This is a genomic window from Alphaproteobacteria bacterium (genome assembly GCA_016699735.1).
In the GTDB taxonomy this organism is placed as follows: Bacteria; Pseudomonadota; Alphaproteobacteria; order Micavibrionales; family Micavibrionaceae; genus JAGNKE01.
The window spans coordinates 2443255-2465568 of record CP065008.1; the positions used below are offsets into that span (position 1 = coordinate 2443255).

A 22314-nucleotide genomic window follows, 5' to 3' on the forward strand; every position below is an offset into this window, starting at 1 on the left:
AAATTTTCCAAGGTACTACAATGCCCATCTGTAATGTGTGCAATACCAGCATCTTAAAAGATTCAAAGTTTTGCCCGCAATGCGGCGACCCGGTTACAGAAGAAGATTATAAATCAGTCCCAATATTAAATAATCAGGTTGCATTGGCTAGATTGGTTTTTGGCTATAGCGCATCCTCAAACTATCTAAAAGCGGTAAATATATGTAAAAATATACCTTCATACGAAACACATGGAGATAATAAACATAGTAAACACATAGTAACTCTTCCAGTCACCGAGCTTGAGTTAATTACAAATCTTTATGATTTGGTTGGCACTTGGAAGTCTTCACAACTCTTTTTAAACGGAAACTTAGCCACAAAAAAGCAATTAACTTACTATGGGCTTGGTTGCTATAAAAATAGGCAGCAAGCATATAATCATGAGGAGTATTGTTTCGGAGAACATAATTACGAAAAAAATATATGGGGGTGCAAAAAATTGAATATGCCCTCATATGATTGGGGAGGAGGATGGCTAGAATATGGCTACCTTGATAAATCAGGCACGTGGCATTTAGATAAGCAAAAAATTAGACACCATTTAAACATGGCTATCAGAGAAAATGACCTTTGCCCTGTATTAAATCCCCAACGTATTATGAAAGTACTGGACGATCTTCCAGATACAATAAATCCAAAAAAAGATAAAAATTGGTCATATGTCACAAGCTACCAAGAAGTTAATGGAGATCTCAAAGAAGTTTGTGTGGGCATAAGACCTACACAACAAAACCCGAACTCTCATGTTGTTGCTGAAGTAAAAATAGGTTCTGAGATTTTTACAGGAAAAACTTTCTCTGATGTTCAAGCATCATCCTCTAAAACAAGCTGGCTTAAACGTTTCTTAGTTATTGGAATTATTTTTCTGATTTTAATGCTTTTGCTTTTGGGGCAGAAGTAGCTAAAGCCTAAGCAAAAGCAGCAGGGCGAGTTCGGCGCTATCGTTGCTCATTCTCCGCTCCGGAAAAACGCATCTGTTGTTGAAAGAAAGACCCGGTTATCGTTAGCCTGAATGCGCGACTTTTTCAATCACTTCGCACAAATCGTTGACGACCCCCTCGACCAGCGCGGGATCGTCCCCCTCCGCCATGACACGGATCAAGGGCTCAGTCCCCGACTCGCGCACCAGCACCCGCCCCTTGCCGTTAAAGCGGCTCTGGGCCTTGGCAATCGCATCTTTCACGCTGGCATCCTGCATCGGCTTGCCCGTTTTAAAGCGCACATTTTTAAGAATCTGCGGCAGCGGCGTGAACAAATTCAAAACCTCGCTGGCCTTCTGGCTCTTCTCCTTGAGCAACGCCAGAATCTGCAAGGCCGCCAGAATCCCGTCGCCCGTCGTCGCATAATCCGAAAGAACGATATGGCCGGACTGCTCACCGCCAAGGTTAGCCCCCTCCTCGCGCATCTTCTCGACCACGTAACGATCCCCGACCGGAGCGCGTAACAGCTTAATTCCATTCTTCTCCAGAAGCCTTTCGAACCCCAGGTTGGACATAACCGTAGCCACCACAGCCCCGCCTGTAAGTTGCCCCTTCTCATGCAGGGAAAGCGCCAGCGCCGCCATGATCTGGTCCCCGTCGATCACCTGCCCGCGCTCATCCACGACGATCAGCCGATCCGCATCGCCATCCAGCGCCAGACCGATATCCGCCTTGTTCTCGATAACCGCTTTCTTCAGCGCATCCGGCGATGTGGCCCCGAACCCGGCATTGATATTCCGACCGTTGGGCTGGCAACCGATGGCAATCACTTCCGCCTCCAGTTCCCAGAGAATTTGCGGCGCGACCTTATAAGCAGCGCCGTGCGCGGCATCCACAACCACCTTCAGCCCCTCGAAATTCGCGGGACGCGGCAGGCTGCGCTTAAGCGACTCGATATACCGCCCCAGCGCGTCATCCAGACGACTGGCCTTCCCCAAATTCTCAGGAGACGCCAGTTCCGCCGACAAATCCCGGTCGATCAGCTCCTCGATCCGCAGTTCCAAAGCATCATCCAGCTTATAGCCGTCCGCGCCGAACAACTTGATACCGTTATCCGTATAAGGATTGTGAGAGGCTGAGATCATCACCCCCACATCCGCCCGCAGCGAACGGGTCAGGCTGGCGATCCCCGGCGTCGGAATCGGCCCAGAGAGAATCACATCCATCCCCATCGCCAGAAATCCGGCGGTCATGGCCTGTTCGAGCATATAGCAGGACAGGCGCGTATCCTTGCCGATGACCGCCCGGTCCATATGCCCGCCGTTCCGCGCATCGCGCAGAACGATCGCCGTGGCCATCGCAGCCTTCAGCGCCAGTTCCGGAGTCATGGGGAACTGGTTGGCTGTCCCGCGGATTCCGTCGGTTCCGAAATATTTGTTCTTTTTGCTCATGAGGCCATTAAATCCCGTGCCGCGAAGCTTTACAATGCCGCGGGCAAAACACGCAAGCTTTTTCAACGCTTTTCTTGCCAAGCCACTGAGTTTATGACACATTTATCCTATATATAAGGGTAAGCGGATATAACCGTTGGGGGGATGAGTGCAAGGGGAATTCTCGGAAAAATCCGGTTTCGAATCGTTAGTGGGCCGCCCCGCGCCTGTCACCGTGGTTAACCGCGACAGCCCGATCATCTTCTCCGGCCCGCATAACGGCATCGCCGTGCTCGATGACCCCGCCAACCCGCTGGGAATGCCCCGCGAATGGTTTGAAAAGGCCCACGAGGCCAGTGACCTGCATATGCAGGCGCTGTTCGATGCGATGATCCCGCGCTTCCCCAATGCCTCTTTCATCTCGGGCAACTACTCGCGCCTTGTGGCGGACCTCAACCGGATGCCCGCCTGCGCGATTGCCTGCGAATCCTCGGAGTGGGACGATCTGCTGATCCCCGGAAATACCCCTGAGAAACTCACGGATCAGGAAGTCGGACGCCGAATGAGTACGGTCTACTGGCCCTACCACGAGGCACTGACGAATCTGGTGAACGAAAAACGCCACAAATTCGGCGGCGTTGTTCTGGTGGACCTCCATTCCTTCTCCCCCTCATGGCAGGGACTCCCGCGGGAGGTGGACGTCGGGCTGCTGACGCTCGATCAATCGCACCCTCTGGCGTCGATGTCCGCCGAATATGTCCGGGAGCGCAGCGGATACAGGTACAAGCCCGGAGAACCCTATTTCCTGCCCGCCCGTGTGGAGATCACCGCCGCCCCGTTGATTAAGGAAAGAACCAGGACAGACTATCTGGGCTTTGAAATCCGCAACGACCTTCTCGCCACAGACAAGGGGCGGGAACAGTTTTGCGAATTCTTCGAGAGATATCTGAACTTCCTGGAAGCCCACCCGCATTACGGCGTTCTGTTTTCCAACCTGGATTCCGCAGCACAGATCGAAGAACCCGCCCTGCAGAAATAATAACGAAGATGATCACAGACTAAAGTGTTCTTCTCTCTCGGAACCCTTTGCGCTCCAGAAGTGTCCGTTGCTGCCCCTCCATAAAATATCGTCCGTATCGCGTTCACATAATATCGCCACACGGCTGGCAGCATATGCGCCAACCCACCGCGCACCGACCTCAATAGGTTGCGCCTGATACGCTTGGAAGCCTCCTTCATCGGGTGATATGTAGAAACCGCGCACAGAAGTACTCGCTGCATACAACCGTGCTTCCAAGTAGCGCGGATCCGTCCGCGATATCTCTCCTTTTGCATATCGCGCCGCTAGGGTAGCTTGCCGCATATGCTCCAGTTCATGCATAACACTATCAATGCTGTTGAGAAATGAATCCCGCCCGCCCTGCATACCAACTTCCATCCCAAGAAACTCTTCACCCGATGAGGTGAGATGAACGCTGCTGTTCGGGGAGTTTTCACTAAAAACGATATCGCCACTTCGCTTTACACCCAACTGTCGGGAATAGCTGTCTATAATAAACGCAAGAACGGCCTTCTGTTGGTTTGAATCCAGACGATTATGAACTCCCTCTTTAAGAATATCTTTAAATCTGTACCCATATCCCGCCTCTTCCCACTGCCTTTGCAGATTACCTTCATTATCGGCAGAAAAAAAAGCGTCCACCTCCCGCTCTTGGCTTATTACCAACTCCTTGGTAAAAGCTCCCTTTGAAAGCCCCAATGCATCAAGAGCTTCAACCCTTCCCGGTATATCCACTTCTACGGGTATGATCCCGTGAAACTCATATTGCTTGTCATTGGCAATCGCATCATACAGATTGAGTCTTGTTTCCAGGGAAAGGTCCGCCAGAGCCTGACGCCCCGTTTCTACATCCTGATAAGAGTAAAGAACTTTATTAACAAAATTCATCGCTTCTCGGCCAGATAAGATACCGTTTCTGCTTTCTACCTCCTGGAAGGAAGAAGGAGGGAAAACATACGAAGCGGACCCCTCAAAGGCTCTAGCCACGGAGATTACATCTGTATTTGTCCCTGTTTCCCCTGTAAAAAAGCTCACTTTGACCATAATATTAGACCCCTGAATTTTATAATTATACAACTATAACAATATAATAAAACTTTTTGGCGCAGAAACAAAGCACACCCAATCCCCCACAGACACTCGCCTGCTGCAAGTATACTACAACAAGCCGACCTGATTATGCAAAAAATACACAACCCCTGAGACTAAGCTTCCTGCGGCTTCCCGCCCGCAACCCCGCCGCTGGTCGGGACAGAAGGGCGCGTTGGGGGCGGCAGGGAATCCGTAGGTTCGTCACGGATAATCGCCTCCCCGCGTAAAAGACCCTTGATCTCGTCGCCGGAGAGCAGTTCATACTCCAGCAGCGCCTTGGCGATGGTGTGCAGATCGTCGATATTCTCGGTGATGACCTGCTTGGCCTTTTCATAACCTTCGTTGATCAGACGCTGCACTTCCTTTTCAATTTCCTTGGTGGTCTGGCTGGAGATTCTCTTCTGCCGGTAATCCGCCTCGTCGTCGCCGTAATCGATCATGCCGACGCTCTCGCTGAATCCCCATTCCGTCACCATCGCCCGCGCGAGTCGTGTCACCTGCTTGATATCGCCCGACGCGCCGCTGGTCACATGATCCTTGCCGAAAATGATCTCTTCGGCCACGCGCCCGCCCATCCCGACGGACAGATTGGCCTTCATCTTGGCAATCGAATAGCTGTAACGGTCACCCTCGGGCAGCCGCATGACCATCCCCAAAGCCCGCCCGCGGGGAACGATGGTCGCCTTATGGATCGGATCGGATTCCGGCTCGTGCAGCGTCACCAGCGCGTGTCCCGCCTCATGATAGGCGGTCAGCTTCTTCTCTTCCTGGCTCATGGCCATGGAGCGTCGCTCGGCGCCCATCATGACCTTGTCCTTCGCGGATTCGAAATCTTCCATCGTGACCACGCGCCTGTTCTTGCGCGCCGCCATCAGCGCCGCCTCATTGACGATATTCGCCAGCTCGGCGCCGGAAAATCCGGGCGTCCCGCGGGCAATCACCGCCGCATCCACGTTATTGGACAGCGGAACCTTTTTCATATGAACCTTGAGAATCTTTTCGCGCCCCTTCACATCCGGCAGCGGCACGTTGATCTGTCGGTCGAATCGTCCGGGCCGCAGCAATGCGGGGTCCAGCACATCCGGCCGGTTTGTGGCCGCCAGAATGATCACCCCTTCCGAGGTCTCGAACCCGTCCATCTCCACCAGCAACTGATTGAGCGTCTGTTCGCGCTCGTCATTCCCGCCGCCATATCCGGCGCCGCGGTGACGGCCGACCGCGTCAATCTCGTCAATAAAGATAATGCACGGAGCGTTTTTCTTGCCCTGTTCGAACATATCGCGCACCCGGCTGGCGCCGACGCCCACGAACATCTCCACGAAATCCGAGCCGGAGATGGTAAAGAACGGCACACCCGCCTCACCGGCGACGGCGCGGGCGATCAGCGTCTTACCCGTACCCGGAGAACCCACCAGCAAAGCGCCTTTAGGAATCTTGCCGCCCAGCCGCTGGAACTTCTGCGGGTCTTTAAGGAATTCCACGATTTCCTGCAACTCGTCCTTGGCCTCGTCAATCCCCGCAACATCATCGAAAGTCACACGCCCCTGCCGCTCGGTCAGCATCCGCGCCCGGGATTTCCCGAACCCCATCGCGCCGCCGCCGCCGCGCCCGTGCATCTGCCGCATGAACATCACCCACACCCCGATGATCAGAACCGCGGGCAGCAGGGCGATAATCAGCTGCGCGAAAAACCCCTGCTGCTCGATCGGCTTGACATTGACCTTTACAGGGTAGTCAATAACACGCTCCATAATATTTTCATCATAGGGGATCAACGTAAAGAAACTCTCGGGCGAATCCATGAACTGCCCGGTGACCTGATTGCCCTTGACGACAATCTCCTTGATCCGGCCTTCCTTCGCCTGCGCGATGAAATCGCTGTAGGCAAGCTCCCGCGCTCCGCGCAGAGCGGGATCCTGGGTTTGCTGGGCAAGGGAGATCAAAAACAGCACCAGAAGCCCGACGCCAAGCCACACAACAAGATTACGGTTCATATCAAATCCATCAGTTGATTGAAAAAATTATCCGACGCGCATCGTCACACATTAACACAATATTCCTAAAGAAATCCTCATTTTTTGCGGCTTTTTTTCGCTTTGGCTTTTCGTAAACCCTCAATTTCGAGCCGCAAACCCCCTTCCCGGTCGACCCGTTCGAAGACGATCCCATGAAGAGTTCGCTTGCGGAACGGCTGCGGTTTCATCAGATCGCAAAAAAGCCCCTCCACCCGCTCCAGACGCGGCCCATAGGGATCGGGCGGAGAAAGAGCAGCAATCATCCGCAGCAGAACCCGAAGCCCGATCTCCTCCGGCACATCGTGCAAAACCTGCAGTGAAAAAACGATCCGACTCGTTTCCTTTGATATAACTCCGCGGTAAAATGCCCCTTCAGCAAGCTGATCCAAAGCCTTACGCGCTCGTCCTAACCGCTTGGCCGTCACCCCCAGCCGCTCCGCCGTCAGCCCTTCCGCCTCCAGAGCATCCATCGAACCGCGCATCCGCACCCGCGCAAATTGCGCGGAACGGTTAGAGGGGTCGTCGATAAACTTCACCCCGTTCGCCTCGCACGTTTGCACCAGCCGCTCCTTGGGGATACTCAAGAGGGGCCGGCACAAAACCAGCCCGTCCGCAAACGCCTGCTCCGCCGCCATACCCGACAGCCCATCCAGCCCCGTCCCCCGCGAAAGCCGGAACAAGACCGTCTCCGCCTGATCGTCCAGATGATGCGCGAGAAAAAGCCGTGAAAGCCCGTAATCCTTCATATAAGAAGCCATCAGCGCATAACGCGCTTCCCGTGCCCGCTCCTGCACCCGCGACGTGACGGCCTTGTCCGGCCTCCACGTCAGGATTTTATGCCCCACACCCTTGAACCCCTTCAGCCACCGCCCGACCTGCTTCGCCTCGGCATCGGAGTCCGTCCTTAACCCGTGATCGACCGTGAGGGCATGAATGAGGGTCTTCCTTTTCGCCTGCTGCGCCCATAAAGACAAAAGAAAGCACAGCGCCATACTGTCCGGCCCGCCGGAAACGCCGACGGCCAAAGACTCATCGGCGGGAAAATCCTCCCCGAACGAAAAGCGCATAAGATCGGTAAATTCGGTCAAACTGATAGGCTTGGGATCAGCAGCCAAGTTTGGTCATTTCCTGCTTGGCACGGCGGATGATCGGCCCCGACGTGTTGGAGAAATCCTTCTCCAGTTGCAGCAAGGCAATGCAGGCATCGTCCTTGCGCTTCAATCCGGCCAGCGAAAGCCCGAGCTTGAGCAGATTGTCAGCAGCCTTCCCGCCCTTGGGGTTGTCCTGATACGCTTCGGCGAAAACCTTGGAGGCTTTCTCGTGTTCCCCGCGCACATAGAACGTCTCGCCGTACCAGTACTTCGCATTGGGCGCGAGATCGCTGTCGGGATAGGTCTTGAGGAAATTGGCGAACTGGATTTCCGCCCCCTCGAAATCGCTCTTCTTCATGAGGCCGAACGCGCTTTCATAAGCCGCCAGCGGCGTATCCGAAGGCAAGGGCGCAGACCCGGCAGAGGACGAAGAGGCTTCGCCCCCGTCGTCATTCCGCAGATTCTCCGGCGGCACATATTCAAACGATGATGACCGCGGCTCCTTCCCCGGCTTCACCATGGAGGTCGACTCCATCGGTTCCCCGGAATCGCCATAATCATAGCCATTCCCCGTGCGCGGCTCCCCGCCGTAGCTCGACCCCGAAGAAGACGCGGAGGAAGACGCCACACCCCCGCCCCCTTCAAGCTCCCGCACCCGCACAGTCATCTGGTCGAGTTGATCGCGCAGACTGCGGATTTCATAGGACTGCTCCTCCACCATCCCGGTCAAGCGGCGGATTTCCTGCTCCATCTCCTGCAGCCGCACCTCGGTGGCCGCAGAAGACTGCGAAAACGCCGGAAGCGGCCCGGTCGCAAGAAACACGAGAGCCGCCGCCGTACAAAGAACAGCTTTATAAATCCGTCTTTGGATCATCGTTTAAACCCCTGAAGGTTACTGGATATCCGTTACGCCGCGTCGGTTGCGCGCCCAGGAGGAGTCATCCGAACCGACCTGATCCGGGCGTTCCTTCCCATAGCTGATCGTGTTGATCCGCGCACCGTCAATGCCCAGCGCCACAAGGTAATTTTTGACCGTATTGGCCCGGCGCTCACCCAGCGCGAGGTTGTATTCGCGGGTGCCGCGCTCGTCGGCATGGCCTTCGATCGTGACATTCAAGTTGGAATATTGCTGTAGCCAGCGGGCCTGATTCTCAAGCGTGGAGCGCGCCTCGGGACGCAGGTCAACGCTGTCAAGGTCGAAGAACACGCGGTCTCCGGCATTCACCATAAAGTCCTCTTCCGAACCGGGGACCGGAGCGCCGGCATTCATACCGGAATCCTGAAACACCATGTCCTGCCCGGTCCCGGCATCCGCCGCCCCGTCAGTCTTGTCCTTGCTACAGGCGCTGAGCGCCAGCATTGCACTAAATACCAGTAAATAACGGCTTTTCATGTTCGGTGTCTCCTTCTGACTCAGCCTGTGAATTCATCGAGTGTCATATTCAACTTGCCCTGCGCCGTCCAGACCTTAATACGGGCTGACGAACGGATACCCTTTGTTCGATTCGTAACGGGGCGACAGCATAGTCATATTAGCTTCTTCAGACGCTTTCAAGACTTCGTTGCGCGGACAGAAGGTTTTCAAGAATTATTTCGCCTTCCCGTCCATCTCCTCCTTCAGCTTCTGCAACAACAGCGCGGCATCCTGACGGTCACGGGGTTTCGCGGCCTTGGCAATATAATCCTCAAGCGCCGCAATGGCTTGCGCGGTCTTGTGCGTCTTGGCATACAAAACCCCGGCATCGAGCAGCAGCCGGAACTCCTGCGGGTCCAGCAGCCGCATCCGCTCGACGGTTTCCAGCGCCGCCGCATAATCCGCCGCGTCGATCTGCCGCAATTTCACGATATTCTGCATCTTGATGAGCCACTCAAGATTGCCCACAGGCTCGAAATAACTGGCCGAAAGCTCTGCGGTCTTCCCCAGCGCCGATTTCACGATCGCCCGTAAATCCGCCGCTTCCAGAACCCGGCAGTGATCCGAGGGATCGAACATCATCCGCTGCCCCCCATATTCGATCCGGCAGACGAACAGCCCCGGCACATCCAGCCCCGCGACCTCCCAGCCCTGCGCCCGCGCCGCATGGGAATAAAGTACCGCAAGGCAGATCGGCGCCCCCTTCCCCCGGTCGATCGTCCGCACGAGAGAGGCGTTGTCGGGATTGCTGTCCTCGAAATCCCCCGTATAGGCGTGCTTGTCACACAGAACGTGCTTGAGCGCCGCCAGCCGCACCGCGCAATCATCCGGGCTTCCGGCCTCCACCAGCGCCGCATAACGCTCTGTGACATCCTTCCCCAGTTTCTTAAGATGATTGAGATAACGATCAACCGAAAATCCCTTCGCCTCCGGCGCGGCCAGCGCGATGGCGGTCACAGCCAGATCGACCTGTTCATCGGGCAGTTTCGATGTTTCAGACAGGTGACGGGTCGCGTCAAAAGTCATTCATAGATGCTTTTCTGGCTCCAGTTGATCGGCTCCCCGTCGGCAACGGACGGCACCCCGGCCCCGCCTTGCGAGGTTTGTTCCTGCGTGCCGGATTCATATCCGGCTCCGGAGTCATTATAGCCGGAATCGTTATAGACCGTCGCGCCATAGCCCGCATCGTTATATCCCGGCCGCGCATTGTCCTGATACTGTGCGCCCTGCCCATAGCTCGGCGGCAGATTATCCGGCCCTTCCGGTGCCCCGGCCAGCTTCACATAGCTCACGACGTGCTTGACGCCCGAAACCGTCCGCGCCTTGCCGATCGCCCGATCCAGCTCCTGCTGGTCCTGCGCGAAGCCCATCAGATAGACCGTGCCCTGCACCGTATCGATGGAATAATTAAGGGATTCGATCTCCCGGTCCGCGAGCAGGATGCTCCGCAGCTTCGTGGTGATCCACGTATCCTTGGCATAACCCATGATGCCGTCGCTGTCGGCCACCTTGATCTCGTTGATCACGCTCTTGACGCCCGAAGGCTGCCACGCCAGCCGCACGGCCTCCACCCGGTGCTCGGGATTCTGCACCACGCCCGTCAGCAGAACGCGGCCTTGATTGACCGTGATATCCAGCTTGCGGAACATCTCCAGATCCTGCCGCAGCCACAGATCGTTGATCTGCGCTTGAATCCACGCATCGCTTCCGGCGCGTTCCAGCCCGCCTTCCTGCACCGCCGCCACGCCGACGACGGTCCCGACGCCCGCCGCAGCGCCCAGCGCACAGGAGGACAAAAAAAGTGAGCAGGTCAGAAGCGTAAACACGGACGTTTTCATGATCTCAATCCCATATGGTGTCTAAGGTGGAACAAGCGCTATAAGAAAAATAGCTAACTGAGAAAAAAGTACCCTGACTGATTCGAATAGCCATATTATGGCCCCGCCTCCCACGCATTGTCCAGATGCACGATCCGCACAAGATTCTCAATGGCGATGACATCGAACCTGATCGCGTGTTCAGCAAAGGCCGGATGCTCGGCCAGAAAACACAGGGTCGCGTTGGCAATCCGCCGCTGCGTCTTCACATTCACTGATTCCAGCGCGTCTTCCAGCCTCTTCCGCGCTTTGACTTCCGCGATGATCAGAACGCCGCTCTTGCTGGCAATCAGGTCAATTTCCCCGAACTTGGTTTTATACCGTTTGGCGATAATCGTATACCCGCGCAACGAAAGATACAGCGCCGCCCGGTGCTCCGCCCACACCCCGCGCTCGTGATTGCTCTCCTTTTTCTTGGCATCGGACAATCAAGTCCCCTTATTCCTTGGTCAGCCGCACCGCGAGATCGTAAGCCTCCTTGCGCGGAATTCCGGCCTCTTCAGCAATAATATACGCGGCCTCCTTCGTCTTCATTCGTTCAAGGAGTCCCCGCAGCCGCTTTTCGATCTCCTTATCCCCAAGTTTCTTTACCCCGGCCTTCTCCGGAGGCCCGACAAGCAGCACGATTTCCCCCCGCGGCTTGCCTTCCGCCTCATAATAGACAAGCAGCTCCGCCGCAGAACCCCGCCGGACCTCCTCGAACAGCTTGGTAATCTCCCGCACGACGGCAAGGCTGCGCCCCCCGAACACCTCCTGCATTGTTTTCAAACTGGCCAGCAGACGCGGCGCGGTCTCGAAAAAGATCAGCGTCGCCTCCACCTCCGCCCAGTCTTCCAGCATATGCTTCCGCGCTCCGGCCTTAACGGGAAGAAAACCCAGAAAACAGAAACGGTCGCTCGGCAGCCCCGAAAGCTGCAACGCCGCCAGCGGCGCATTCGCCCCCGGCAAGCTTGTCACGGCAATCCCGGCATCCAGACACGCCTGCACCAGCTTGTACCCCGGATCGGAGATCAGCGGCATCCCTGCATCGCTCACCAGCGCAAGGCTTTGTCCCTCCTTGAGCAGATCAAGAATTCTCCCCCGTTTCGTATCGTCGCTGTGATCGTGATAGGACAAGGTCTTGGTGCGGAGATCATAGGCATCAAGCAATTTACGCGTCACCCGCGTATCCTCGCATAAAATCGTATCGCACCCCCGCAAAACCTCCAGCGCCCGCAGCGTAATATCCCCGAGATTTCCGATCGGTGTCGCCACAAGATAAAGTCCTGCTTTAAGAGATATTGACTCAAGCGCGGACTCTCTTTGCGAAGAATCGGGTTTCTTTTTCAAAAATTTCTCTCTTTCAGACAGTGGTTTTTCAATCTCTTTTTATGTAGTGTAGGGACAAACGCGCATAACCGACTCCAACATAAAGACAATTACGAGCCATGATCGTCAGACGTCCAAATAAATCTCAATCCCGCCCCAACAACATATTCTCCCTCATCCTTCTTGCGGGATTCGCGCTCCTCTTGCAAGGGTGCGGCGGCGGAATGCACGCCAACCAGCCCTATAAACAGGGCGGCGTCAACGCGGCGCATTCCGATCCAAACGCCATGGACGGCGGACTGGCCGGAGACAACCTGCCGCAGGTCAAGGTGGCCATTCTCCTGCCTTTGAGCGGCAAGAACGCCGCGCTGGGCGAGGCAATGCTGAAATCCTCTCAGATGGCTCTCTTCGACCTCGGCCACACCAATTTCGAAGTCATCCCCAAAGATACGGGTGAAACATACGATGGCGGACGCGCCGCCGCGACCGAAGCCGTTCAGGAGGGCGCCCAGATCATCCTCGGTCCCGTCTTCGCCGACTCCGTGCGCGGCGCCCAGTCCGCGATTTCCGGCACGAACGTCAACATGGTCGCTTTCTCGACCGACTGGACATTGACCAACCCGCAAACTTACCTCATCGGCTTCCTGCCCTTCGATCAGGTCCAACGCGTCGTGAGGTTCGCACAGGGCAACGGCGTGAAACGCTTCGGCGTCCTCGCCCCGGACGACAACTACGGCAACGCCGTGGTCAACGCCTACGAACAAACGGCGAAACAGACAGGCATCAGCGGCACACGACTGGAAAGATTCTCCCCTCAGGCCGCCGACCTTTCCGTCCTCGTTCGCAATTTCAGCGATTACGACAAACGCCAGTCGATGAACAACAGCATGGGCGCCCCCTTCGACGCCGTGCTGATTCCCGCGGGCGGTGGCCTCGCCCGCTCGATCGGCAGCTTCCTGAACCACTACCAGCTGCCACCCGCTCAGGTCCGCCGTTTGGGAACAGGCCTGCTGGATGATAATAAACTGGCCCGCGATCCGGGTCTGGCCGGGGCATGGTTCGCCGCCCCTCCTCCGCAGATGCGCGCCGAGTTTGAAAACCGCTTCCACCGCTATTATGGCACCACCCCGCCGCGCCTCGCCTCTCTGGCCTATGACGCAACGGCTCTCGCCGCAACACTCTCGCGCATGAGCCTCCAGAAAAACGGACAGGTGGACTTCTCCCGCACCGCTCTCATGAATCCCAACGGCTTCTCCGGCGTCGACGGCATCTTCCGCTTCCGTAAGGACGGCATCGCCGAACGCGGTCTCGCCGTTCTCGAATACCGCAACGGCGCGATTGTCGAAATCGACCCTGCGCCGAAGACGTTTCAGGCCAGGACCCAATAAAAACAACGTAATTTGACTTTCGGGGCCAGAATCGGGGATAATAAGCACTGCTAACAAACAAGCCTGTATCTTGGGGTTAAGAAATTAATGGGCAAGGATAATATCTTCGATGAGATCGACCGGGCGCAGGCTGGCCCCAAGGCCGCTCAACCCCAGACCGTCGCCGCAAGCGGCGGCTCTCCGACCGCTCCCAGAAGCACCACCCCTGAAAAAGCCGAAAGCGCCTTTGACGCCATGGACCGTCTCTACCGGATGCTGGCGGGCGACTCGCAGGGCAAACCCCCCGGCGCGATCGACGGCAAAATGGTGCTGGAGGAATACCGGGGCCACGTAATTGTGGAAAACCATAAGACCTTTGGCGACGTCGCGGTGGAGATGTCGGGCATGAGCGCACAAGTGTTGGGCGGCACCCGCAGCGGGATGCAACTCATTACATCCGACCCGCAGATCGCCCGTTTCCACGAGCGCGTTCAGGAAATACAGCAAAATTTGCCGTCCATCGCCGGCAGGGAAATCAACGGGCGGATGACCGCGTCCCTGACTCAAGGCAGCGACGGCGCCGTGGTTCTGGAAAAGAACGGCCAGCACGTCCTGATCGAATCCCTCGGCAACGGCAAAATGCAGGTCACGATGGAGGATCCCTCCGGCGGAATTATGCAGGGAGCGCTGCCCATGCCCAAAGGCCCGGAGCTTCAATCGGACCTCACCCGCGGCTGGGCAGGGGGAGATATGGGCATGAACAGACCGCCCGGTCTCGGCAAATAACACATCCGCATTGTCCGTATCAAAAATTTTTCTTCGTCTTCACGCTCCCCAACTGTGAAAAAGAAAGCTTTTATAACAACCTGTCTAAAGATTCTGCATTCGGACATCAGCGCAGCGAAAATTTTTGATTCGCCTCTTGCGCCGCAGCGAAGAATCGGACAATGTAATCGTCTATACGCAACGATAAGTTTTCATTGTTAGGGCACATCTCCGGCAGTCCGGGGAGTTCTGTGTGGAGGAAAAAATGGAAAGTTCTGGCACGGCGCGTAAGGGACGCCCCCGCAGCGAGAAATCGCGCAAAGCGATCCTGAACGCCACGAATAAGCTTCTTCTTCAGACATCGGTTCAGGAACTGAGCATAGAGTCCATCGCCAAAAAGGCAAAGGTCGGCAAGACCACCATCTACCGCTGGTGGCCGAACAAGACCGCCGTGGTCATGGACGCTCTCGCCAGCCAGCCGGGAATGCAGACCCCCCTGCCGACCGCCAGCAGCCACGCCGAAGCCATCATCATGCAGCTCGACAAGCTCATCCGCCTGCTCGACAGCCAGAATGGCCAGACCATCGCCCAGCTCTTCAGCGAGGCGCAGGCCGACGCCGAATCCCAGAAAATCTTCAACGACAACCTGCTCGAACCCCTGATGGACGCCATCAAATACAGCTTGCACGAAGGCCAGATAAGCGGTGAGTTCCGCGACGATCTTGAGGAAAGCCTGGTGGTAGACCTTCTCTGCGGCCCGATCTTCTTCCGCCTCATGGCCCACCCGCGGGATTTGAACGACGATTTCCGCAACGCCTACCCCCGCGAGGCGATTCAGTACATCCTGCGCTGATTTAGGTCGGCAAGTTATTGTAAAACAAGATGAAATCCTGATGGCTCTGTCAAAGCCCAACGGGTTTGCATTTCCTAGGGCTCCCTGCTAAAATTATGAAAAAATGAATGGCGGCAAGTCGGCCCGCTAGGGTGTGAGATATGGGAAGCTCCTTGAACAATAATGACAAAACCCATCCGCCATGCGCGGATCATTCGGCATAGGACAAGGATATGCCCGATCCGCAGCAACCAGAAACCGCGCAAACACAACCCGAAACCGCAAGAGCCGGAAGCTTCAGGAAAATTCTGGACGATATGCGGGCTGCCCGGACCTCATTCCAGCAGGGGAACCTTGGGGAACAGGAATTTATACGCCGCATTGTCCAGCTCGAAAAATCTTTGGATCAGAAGCTCAAGAACCGTTTTAATGACAGCTCCGGCATTGAGGAAACAGCAGGAGAACCGGACAGAGGCCGGCAAAGACCGGTCCTTCGCACCCTAAGCGCCGAGGAAGAGATCATCAAAACGCTTCAGGGAAAATCCGACGCCCCGAAAGGATTCTATGAACCCGAGAACGAAACGCGTTCACGCAACGAACTTCTCGCCCGCCTGATCGCCAACAACCCCCACCTGGGCAAGATGACCCTGGCGGATGCCGTTGAGGTAGTCCAAAAAACCAGAGACGGCGAGACCGCCGACTGGAAATACGCAGACACGGAACCCCGCATCGTTATGGCCACCGCCTTGACCATGCTGAACATCAACCGCGAGCGCCTGCGAACCGAGCACCCGCAAATGTTCCGGGATTTGGAAGGCTCCTCGCCTGAATATATGCACGAACTCGTTTCGGAACGGATTCTCGGAGAAGTCGAGCAGGACGAGGAGTTCGTCGCCTGGGAGGGCGAAAAACGCGACACCGTCATTAAGGCGGTCCGGGCAGACAAGGATCTGATGGCCGATATCGCACGCCTGCGTCCCCTTCTTGATTCGACGAGTGAAAGGGATCTCCTCGCCCAGCACGCCTTGCGCGACTCCATGACCCAGAGAATGGGCGCCATCTACGCCCGGGTTTACGATACGCCGGAATTGGCGCGGGGCGAAAACATCCACTCCACCTATGCCACAATCGACCAGATGCTGGAAAACGACATTATCGGTCAGGCGGGCGGCGTCATCGGTGTAAAGGATGAGGATTATGTCTTTATCCGCACAACCCTTTACCCCGAATTGATGCTCCGCAATCCTCACGACACCCCGCAGGAAATAGCAGAAAGCTACCTGAACGTGGTAAACGAGGAAATGCGTCACGCCGTTGACAATATATACGGCGATAGACTGGTCAACGGCCAGATGGACCCCGCCCACCCCGCTTTCCGCCATACCAACCTGATCGTCCTCAATAATTTTAATTACATCCCCGATGGTGACGCATACCGCACACAATATCTCGAACGCACCGCCAAGGAAGCCGCCGCCGAAATCTCCGCCGTCATCGCCGGAGAAATCTACCCACAGCCAGCCACTCCGACTAGCACTCCGCAGGGACAAACCGTCGAACTGCCAGGAATGACGATAACCGGCAACGCCAAACCTCGATAGCCCGCATACGCCCGTAAAAAAACGGCCCCGAACCGGGCCGTTTCAAAAGAGGGTATGACAATACTGAACTCACGCCGCCGCAATCTCAGCCCCGTCCCTGCTCACCAGATCGGGCTCGCCTGGCCAAAAAACAGCGCACTGATAGCGGATATCCGGCTTCTGATCGAAATTCTTGGCAAAACCCGTCCACGCACTCTATAATATTGAAAATAGAAAAAGATTGCGGGACATGGCAATTCAGCTTGGAAAAAGAATAAGTGGCGGCGGAACCGGGGCAGTCCACGAAGGCCCGGACGACACAGTATACAAGATTACCAGAGGCGACAGCGATTCAAACGCCGATCTGATGCGCGAATTCCATCTCCTGAGCAAGGCAAAAGAAATCCAAGGCCTTCAGATTCAGCAGGTTCTTGATGCCGGACGCGATGGTGGTCGTTGCTATATGCAATTCAGACGCATCCACGGAGAGCCTCTGGGCAATATGTTGATGGACGACACCCTGACCCGGGAACAGCTGAGATCAATAAAATCACAAATCGCTGCAATATTCGATAAACTCGGGGAAAATGGATTTTTTCACGGCGACCCCGAAGGTCTTGATAATTACATAATATCAGGATGGCCCGAGAATATTCGTGTAACCCTTGTGGATTTTGTCGAGGGTGGTCTGGATCCATCAGGAGCAACAGCCCGCGTAGAACTGCAGACGATTAACGGCATCCTTGACGAATATCTGCGCCCGAACAGGGTACTTGGCACACAAACACGCTGGACCCCCGCCTGATTGCATTTTCCCGCCCCATGCCTTATAAAATTGCTGCATGACGGAAAACTTATATAAAATCGCCGCTCTTTACCGCTTCGTGCCCGTCACGGACATCACGGCCCTGCGCGGGGAAATCCAGGCCTTAGGCGAACAATGTGAAGGGATGTGCGGCACACTCCTCCTCGCACCCGAAGGTATTAACGGCACGATCGGCGCAAAGCCGGAAGCCCTCGACCGCATGGTTTCCTTTCTCGATGAAAAACTCGGCATCCTGCAAGGCGAGGTCAAATACTCCTCCTGCCACGGCGCCCCCTTCAACCGCTTCAAGGTCCGCCCGAAAAAGGAAATCATTACCTTCAAACGCCCCGAGGCCGACCCGAACAGACAGGTCGGCGAATATGTAAGTGCACAGGACTGGAACGCCCTGATCACCGACCCCGAAGTCATAGTCCTCGACACCCGCAACGATTACGAAACGAAGGTCGGCATTTTCAAAAACGCTATCGACCCGGACATCGAAGTCTTCACCCAATTCCCCGACTGGGTCGAAAAAAACCTCGACCCGAAGAAGCACAAGAAAATCGCCATGTTTTGCACCGGCGGCATCCGCTGCGAGAAAGCCAGCGCCTATATGCTCGCCCACGGGTTCGAGAACGTCTACCACCTTAAGGGCGGCATCCTCAAATACCTCGAAACGATCCCCGCCGAGCAAAGCCTGTGGGAGGGCGAATGTTTCGTCTTCGACAAGCGCGTCTCCGTCGTCCACGGACTCGATCAGGGCGGCTGGGACGTCTGCCACGGCTGCCGCGAACCGCTCACCGCACAGGATAAGGAAAGCAAATCTTACGAAAAGGGCGTCTCCTGCCCCCATTGCATCGCCAAACTGACCGATGACCGCGCGAAAAGCCTGCGCGAACGCCAGAGCTATTTCAATTCACGCTTTCACGGAGAACGGAACGGAGAACGGAACGGAGAACGGCAGGATCATGGCGAGAGTCACTAAACGGCTTAAAATTTTTGGCCGCGTTCAGGGTGTCGGCTACCGGGCATGGATGGTTCAGACGGCCACGGAAATGGACCTGACCGGATGGGTCAGAAACCGCGAGGACAGCAGCGTCGAGGCGGTCGTCACCGGCGATGACGAGGCGGTCCGCAAACTGATTGCAAGCTGCTACGATGGACCGAAAGCCTCGAAGGTGGAAACCATCAGCGTCTCCGAAGGACTCGACGAACTTCTCACCAGATTCGAGCAGCGCGAAAACGCCTGATCACGGCTTCACCGGAAGCTCAGGCGCCTCTCCGAACGAATAATCCGGCACCAGATCCCCATCGAGATCAATATCCCCGTTCGGGAACACGACATAACCGAAATCGTCCTCATACCCTTCGGGCTTGGCCGCATCTTCGGGCTTAAGATCGCCGGAAGGGGACTCAGATGGCTTTTTGTGAAACCCGTCTTTCCACGGCTGGCCGTGAGCGGGTGGCGGAGGCCCGAACCCCGGACCCATCGGCTTATACATGAGCTTCCCGTAACCCTGAATAAACCGCACGAACTTGTCGGCGAACTTCACCCGGTCCTCCTGCGGAAGTTGCTCTGAAACGTTCTTGAACATATCCAGACGCTGGGCAGTCATTTTCCCCAGCGTCATTTTCATCTTCCGGGCCGCCGTATCGAACGCCTGAGTATCAAACGTCTCGGCGCTCACAGCATCCATCAGGTCCGACTTCACTCCGCGCATTTCCTCGATCAGGGGCAGCAGAGCCGGACGCTCCTCCTCAAAAGCCTTACGGATCAGTGCCGCAGAATCCGCTGAAAGATTCTCAGCGGACGGCAAAGCGGGCGGAGGCCCGCCCCAACGTTTTGCGGAATGCCCGATCACAAGTCCGGCCAGCAACAGGTTCGCAAGAACCGACAGGGTAAAGACGACTTTCATTTTCTTGCTCATAAAAATGCCTCCAAATCCGATCCGTCGGACACAACAAGGTCAAACGAAGGCTGGTCCGGCTCACTCTCCGCAACGCCGGTATCAAGCGCCGTTCCGGCAAAAATCCCGAGCAGCAGAACAACGCTCATGACCAGCGCGGGCTGCGGCAGCGCAAACCCGTCCCAGAAATCCGCCCACCAGACTTTAAAACTGAAGGAGGACTCTTGTACCGCAGCACGACGTCCCGCCTGCGTGTGCTTCATCGCCTCCGCCAAAATCCGGTCCGGCAGATGGCTCCGCATCTCCGGCAGATAGCGTTGTGTCAGTAATGCTTCGAGTTCCATTTCTTCACCCATAGCGTTTATCCTTGATCTCGTATCCGTAGCGGGCCATCTCGTCCCTTAAAGTCGTCTTGGCCCGCATCAGCAGGGATTCCAGAGCCTTCACACCAACACCCAGAATATCCGCGGCCTCCTTGTTGCTCAGCCCCTCGTAAAAACATAAATTCAGCGCCGCCTTCTGCCGCTCGGGAAGCGCCTGGATCGCCCGCTCAAGATCGGCCTGCAGCGTCCCCTCCTCCAACTGCTCCAGTGCATCGGGACGACTATCGCTCAATGTTTCCGGCACTTCCGCCTGCGGCTTGCGTTTCCGCAGATGATCCAGCGCCTGATTGGTCACCACCCGGTAAAACCACGTCGAGAATTTCGCCCCGTTGGCCGGATCCCAGCCCTGCGGATTTTTCCACAGCTTGATAAAGGCATCCTGCACGATATCCTCCGCCTCCTGTTGTTGCCCGCACATCCTGTAGGCCGCCGCGTAAAACATCCGCGAATGTCGGCCGACAAGCTGCGCGAAAGCCTTATGGTCACCCTCGCGGACACGCACCATAAGGCTCTCGTCGCTGTCATTTACATCGTCAGGCTTGATCGCCATAAGTGCGCCGTCCTGATGCCCCCCCGGAATGCGCCCAGATTACTGGGCAGCACCTCCATCAGCCGGAGCGTCGGCAGGAGGAGCGGTCTCGGCAGGCGGGGCGTCGTCACCCTTTTCCTTCCGGTCGTGCCATTTCTTACGCATGGCCTCGCCGTGCGCCTTGGCCTCGTCCTTCGTCACCTTGCCATCGCCATCGGCATCCATTTCCTTGAACCATTCGTCGCTGGCCTTATTGTGTTCGTCCTGGGAGATCGCGCCATCGCCGTCGATATCCTTCTTGTCGAACATTTTTTCCATTCTTTTCTCATGGCGCTCACCCTTGTGATGCCCCGGCCCGCCGCCTTCGCCCCTCTCGGCAAAAGCGCCACCAGCAGATAAAACCAACGCCAGAGCGCTGAACATAAGTACTTTTTTCATGGATTGAATCCTCTCGTTTGAAACACTGTTAACAATCTTACGCAAACTCCCCGAAAACCCTTCGCAGGCCAGGTAAAAGAACCACACCAGAATACAGGGGGTAAAAAAGAAAGCAAAGCCTTAAAATTGAAGGGTTTTTTAACCGTTTTTCAGGTCGATGACAATCCGGGTGACGCCCGCCTGATTGGTCCCGAACGAAACCGCCTGCAGTAGCTTGGTGTCTTTCTTGAGATTCACGACAAGGTGCGTACCCCCCCCGCCCCTCGTCTCCGTAGTAAACCCGCTGACGATCGACAGGCTATGAAGCTCCATCTGATCGCCCGCCGACCACTGGGCATTTTCAAGATCGACCAGCAACGCCTTGCGCCCGTTATCGAGTTTAGCCTCAAACCGCGCATCGCCCTTGATATCCAGAACGACCCGTGTTTTTCCCTCATGTTCCGCGCTGCGGATTTTGATGACATCCCCCCGCCCCTCCGGGGCTTGAACGGACTCCTTCGTTTTCATCGGCGTCAGATTGACGGCCATGAACGACGTCTTGGGCCGCAGGGGCGGAAGAGGCGCAGAAGTTTCCGCCGCAGCAGAACTCTTCATCGGCACAGGAGGCTTGCGCGAAGGAATGATCGCAGGAGCATCGAAAGAATCGGAGAACCCCGCCGCAGGCTCGATCGCCGCCAAGTCCTCAATGCGAGCGGATTCAGGCTCCGCCGCCGCAATGTCCGGCTTGCGCTCAGGAAGAAGCGCCGGAGCTTCAGGCACATCGGGCCGCACATCCGCCGGAGCGGACAGCGCCGCCAGAAGCACATCACCTCCGCCATGGCGCGGCGGCTTGCGTCCGGGAATAACCACGCCCGCATCCGCAAACGCGGTCTCAAACGGCTCCGGCGGAGCAAGCCGGTCTCCTTGGCCATCGAACGTAATCACGCTCTCGGTAATCCGCTCGGGAACACGCTCCGGCACCGTAACCGCGGAGGCCAGTTTCGTCTCCTTCATATCGCCCTTCTGGATTTTCAGGACGCGGAATTTATTGTCCTTCTCCGGCGCAAGGTCAGGGTCGAAATGCGGCGCTAAAGACGCCACCTTGGTCTTGCGGTTCGTATCGACGTGCTTGCGCGCCTTCAGATGCTCGGCCGCCGGATCGTAGGAATCGGCGGTTTGCTCGACCATATTCATATTGCCCTCGGCCTCCAGCAGATCCTCAGGATCAATCTCGCCCTCCGAATCTCCTCCCCGCCCCTCCAGAATCGAGGCGACCTCCTCCAGAACGGAGGACGGCGGCGGCTTGGCCGCATGATTGTCGGAAACAGAATTGGTAGGCTGTCCGGGCTTTAGATAAGGCGACAGGCTGGTCGTCTGGCAAGCGCAGAGCAACAAAGAGCAGGCGAAAAGCCCCAACGAAAAAGGGCGCACCCACGAGAATCGAACGATCGTCTCTACGCACATAACAAATCTACTCAG

24 protein-coding genes are annotated in these 22314 nt (G+C 56.3%); 9 read left to right on the forward strand and 15 right to left on the reverse strand.

From position 1 onward, the window contains the following. Positions 1–20: 20 nt before the first annotated feature. Positions 21–944, forward strand: a complete 924-nt coding sequence (locus IPN28_12220) for a zinc ribbon domain-containing protein (GenBank protein ID QQS57004.1) — start codon at positions 21–23, stop codon at positions 942–944. Positions 945–1046: 102 nt separating this feature from the next. Here the strand turns inward: IPN28_12220 and IPN28_12225 are convergent, their stop codons facing one another. Continuing rightward, positions 1047–2414, reverse strand: coding sequence for a phosphoglucosamine mutase (locus IPN28_12225; protein ID QQS57005.1), 1368 nt, complete (start codon positions 2412–2414; stop codon positions 1047–1049). Between the two features lie 148 nt (positions 2415–2562). On the opposite strand from IPN28_12225, the gene IPN28_12230 reads away from it, so the two are divergent. Continuing rightward, positions 2563–3432 (forward strand): N-formylglutamate amidohydrolase, encoded by an 870-nt coding sequence (locus IPN28_12230; protein ID QQS57006.1) that lies wholly within the window; start codon positions 2563–2565, stop codon positions 3430–3432. 12 nt (positions 3433–3444) lie between these two features. Here IPN28_12230 and IPN28_12235 read toward each other — a convergent pair whose 3' ends face one another. The 9 genes from IPN28_12235 to rsmI form a co-directional block, all read right to left on the reverse strand. After that, complete coding sequence (locus IPN28_12235) at positions 3445–4497, reverse strand: hypothetical protein (GenBank protein QQS57007.1); 1053 nt, start codon at positions 4495–4497, stop codon at positions 3445–3447. 161 nt (positions 4498–4658) lie between these two features. Then, positions 4659–6539, reverse strand: a complete 1881-nt coding sequence (gene ftsH / locus IPN28_12240) for an ATP-dependent zinc metalloprotease FtsH (protein QQS57008.1) — start codon at positions 6537–6539, stop codon at positions 4659–4661. Positions 6540–6616: 77 nt separating this feature from the next. Then, positions 6617–7675: a tRNA lysidine(34) synthetase TilS gene (tilS, locus tag IPN28_12245; GenBank protein ID QQS57009.1), complete on the reverse strand. Its 1059-nt coding sequence runs from the start codon at positions 7673–7675 to the stop codon at positions 6617–6619. Further along, entirely contained in the window at positions 7665–8525 is an 861-nt protein-coding gene (gene ybgF, locus IPN28_12250; protein ID QQS57010.1) for a tol-pal system protein YbgF, read from the reverse strand. The genes tilS and ybgF overlap by 11 nt, the downstream gene beginning before the upstream one ends. An 18-nt stretch (positions 8526–8543) precedes the next feature. Next, a complete protein-coding gene (pal, locus tag IPN28_12255; protein QQS57011.1) occupies positions 8544–9044 on the reverse strand; it encodes a peptidoglycan-associated lipoprotein Pal in 501 nt (166 codons plus the stop codon). A gap of 195 nt (positions 9045–9239) precedes the next feature. Then, entirely contained in the window at positions 9240–10091 is an 852-nt protein-coding gene (locus IPN28_12260; GenBank protein QQS57012.1) for a transglutaminase family protein, read from the reverse strand. Then, positions 10088–10912, reverse strand: a complete 825-nt coding sequence (locus tag IPN28_12265) for a BON domain-containing protein (protein ID QQS58629.1) — start codon at positions 10910–10912, stop codon at positions 10088–10090. The genes IPN28_12260 and IPN28_12265 overlap by 4 nt, the downstream gene beginning before the upstream one ends. An 86-nt stretch (positions 10913–10998) precedes the next feature. Then, complete coding sequence (locus IPN28_12270) at positions 10999–11370, reverse strand: YraN family protein (GenBank protein QQS57013.1); 372 nt, start codon at positions 11368–11370, stop codon at positions 10999–11001. Between the two features lie 10 nt (positions 11371–11380). Continuing rightward, a complete protein-coding gene (gene rsmI / locus IPN28_12275; protein QQS58630.1) occupies positions 11381–12223 on the reverse strand; it encodes a 16S rRNA (cytidine(1402)-2'-O)-methyltransferase in 843 nt (280 codons plus the stop codon). Between the two features lie 146 nt (positions 12224–12369). Here rsmI and IPN28_12280 point away from each other — a divergent pair, with 146 nt between their 5' ends. The 7 genes from IPN28_12280 (at position 12370) to IPN28_12310 (ending at position 18849) form a co-directional block, all read left to right on the forward strand. Then, positions 12370–13638: a penicillin-binding protein activator gene (locus IPN28_12280; protein QQS57014.1), complete on the forward strand. Its 1269-nt coding sequence runs from the start codon at positions 12370–12372 to the stop codon at positions 13636–13638. An 87-nt stretch (positions 13639–13725) separates the two neighbouring features. Further along, the gene (locus IPN28_12285) at positions 13726–14403 is read left to right on the forward strand and encodes a hypothetical protein (GenBank protein QQS57015.1); all 678 of its coding nucleotides are present in this window, start codon (positions 13726–13728) and stop codon (positions 14401–14403) included. A gap of 244 nt (positions 14404–14647) precedes the next feature. Then, positions 14648–15235 (forward strand): TetR/AcrR family transcriptional regulator, encoded by a 588-nt coding sequence (locus tag IPN28_12290; GenBank protein QQS57016.1) that lies wholly within the window; start codon positions 14648–14650, stop codon positions 15233–15235. Between the two features lie 212 nt (positions 15236–15447). Next, on the forward strand, positions 15448–16815 hold the full coding sequence (locus IPN28_12295; GenBank protein ID QQS57017.1) for a hypothetical protein: 1368 nt from the start codon (positions 15448–15450) through the stop codon (positions 16813–16815). Positions 16816–17044: 229 nt separating this feature from the next. Further along, positions 17045–17599 carry a hypothetical protein gene (locus IPN28_12300; protein ID QQS57018.1) on the forward strand — a complete coding sequence of 185 codons (555 nt, stop codon included), beginning with the start codon at positions 17045–17047 and terminating at the stop codon, positions 17597–17599. Between the two features lie 37 nt (positions 17600–17636). Then, positions 17637–18584 carry a rhodanese-related sulfurtransferase gene (locus IPN28_12305; GenBank protein QQS57019.1) on the forward strand — a complete coding sequence of 316 codons (948 nt, stop codon included), beginning with the start codon at positions 17637–17639 and terminating at the stop codon, positions 18582–18584. Next, positions 18568–18849 (forward strand): acylphosphatase, encoded by a 282-nt coding sequence (locus tag IPN28_12310; GenBank protein ID QQS57020.1) that lies wholly within the window; start codon positions 18568–18570, stop codon positions 18847–18849. Before IPN28_12305 ends, IPN28_12310 begins: the two co-directional genes overlap by 17 nt. Here IPN28_12310 and IPN28_12315 read toward each other — a convergent pair whose 3' ends face one another. The 5 genes from IPN28_12315 to IPN28_12335 form a co-directional block, all read right to left on the reverse strand. Further along, positions 18850–19527 (reverse strand): periplasmic heavy metal sensor, encoded by a 678-nt coding sequence (locus IPN28_12315; protein ID QQS57021.1) that lies wholly within the window; start codon positions 19525–19527, stop codon positions 18850–18852. After that, positions 19524–19862, reverse strand: a complete 339-nt coding sequence (locus tag IPN28_12320; GenBank protein QQS57022.1) for a hypothetical protein — start codon at positions 19860–19862, stop codon at positions 19524–19526. Before IPN28_12320 ends, IPN28_12315 begins: the two co-directional genes overlap by 4 nt. Beyond that, positions 19855–20439: a sigma-70 family RNA polymerase sigma factor gene (locus IPN28_12325; protein QQS57023.1), complete on the reverse strand. Its 585-nt coding sequence runs from the start codon at positions 20437–20439 to the stop codon at positions 19855–19857. Before IPN28_12325 ends, IPN28_12320 begins: the two co-directional genes overlap by 8 nt. 39 nt (positions 20440–20478) lie before the next feature. Then, positions 20479–20856 (reverse strand): EF-hand domain-containing protein, encoded by a 378-nt coding sequence (locus IPN28_12330; GenBank protein ID QQS57024.1) that lies wholly within the window; start codon positions 20854–20856, stop codon positions 20479–20481. 138 nt (positions 20857–20994) lie between these two features. Continuing rightward, on the reverse strand, positions 20995–22299 hold the full coding sequence (locus tag IPN28_12335; GenBank protein QQS57025.1) for a hypothetical protein: 1305 nt from the start codon (positions 22297–22299) through the stop codon (positions 20995–20997). Positions 22300–22314: the final 15 nt, after the last annotated feature.

Coding starts and splice junctions, on each gene's coding strand:
- IPN28_12220 (QQS57004.1), top strand. CDS start 21: ATGCCCATCTGTAATGTGTGCAATACCAGCATCTTAAAAGATTCAAAG.
- IPN28_12225 (QQS57005.1), bottom strand. CDS start 2,414: ATGAGCAAAAAGAACAAATATTTCGGAACCGACGGAATCCGCGGGACA.
- IPN28_12235 (QQS57007.1), bottom strand. CDS start 4,497: ATGGTCAAAGTGAGCTTTTTTACAGGGGAAACAGGGACAAATACAGAT.
- ftsH (QQS57008.1), bottom strand. CDS start 6,539: ATGAACCGTAATCTTGTTGTGTGGCTTGGCGTCGGGCTTCTGGTGCTG.
- ybgF (QQS57010.1), bottom strand. CDS start 8,525: ATGATCCAAAGACGGATTTATAAAGCTGTTCTTTGTACGGCGGCGGCT.
- pal (QQS57011.1), bottom strand. CDS start 9,044: ATGAAAAGCCGTTATTTACTGGTATTTAGTGCAATGCTGGCGCTCAGC.
- IPN28_12260 (QQS57012.1), bottom strand. CDS start 10,091: ATGACTTTTGACGCGACCCGTCACCTGTCTGAAACATCGAAACTGCCC.
- IPN28_12280 (QQS57014.1), top strand. CDS start 12,370: ATGATCGTCAGACGTCCAAATAAATCTCAATCCCGCCCCAACAACATA.
- IPN28_12285 (QQS57015.1), top strand. CDS start 13,726: ATGGGCAAGGATAATATCTTCGATGAGATCGACCGGGCGCAGGCTGGC.
- IPN28_12290 (QQS57016.1), top strand. CDS start 14,648: ATGGAAAGTTCTGGCACGGCGCGTAAGGGACGCCCCCGCAGCGAGAAA.
- IPN28_12295 (QQS57017.1), top strand. CDS start 15,448: ATGCCCGATCCGCAGCAACCAGAAACCGCGCAAACACAACCCGAAACC.
- IPN28_12300 (QQS57018.1), top strand. CDS start 17,045: ATGGCAATTCAGCTTGGAAAAAGAATAAGTGGCGGCGGAACCGGGGCA.
- IPN28_12305 (QQS57019.1), top strand. CDS start 17,637: ATGACGGAAAACTTATATAAAATCGCCGCTCTTTACCGCTTCGTGCCC.
- IPN28_12310 (QQS57020.1), top strand. CDS start 18,568: ATGGCGAGAGTCACTAAACGGCTTAAAATTTTTGGCCGCGTTCAGGGT.
- IPN28_12315 (QQS57021.1), bottom strand. CDS start 19,527: ATGAGCAAGAAAATGAAAGTCGTCTTTACCCTGTCGGTTCTTGCGAAC.
- IPN28_12320 (QQS57022.1), bottom strand. CDS start 19,862: ATGGGTGAAGAAATGGAACTCGAAGCATTACTGACACAACGCTATCTG.
- IPN28_12325 (QQS57023.1), bottom strand. CDS start 20,439: ATGGCGATCAAGCCTGACGATGTAAATGACAGCGACGAGAGCCTTATG.
- IPN28_12330 (QQS57024.1), bottom strand. CDS start 20,856: ATGAAAAAAGTACTTATGTTCAGCGCTCTGGCGTTGGTTTTATCTGCT.
- IPN28_12335 (QQS57025.1), bottom strand. CDS start 22,299: ATGTGCGTAGAGACGATCGTTCGATTCTCGTGGGTGCGCCCTTTTTCG.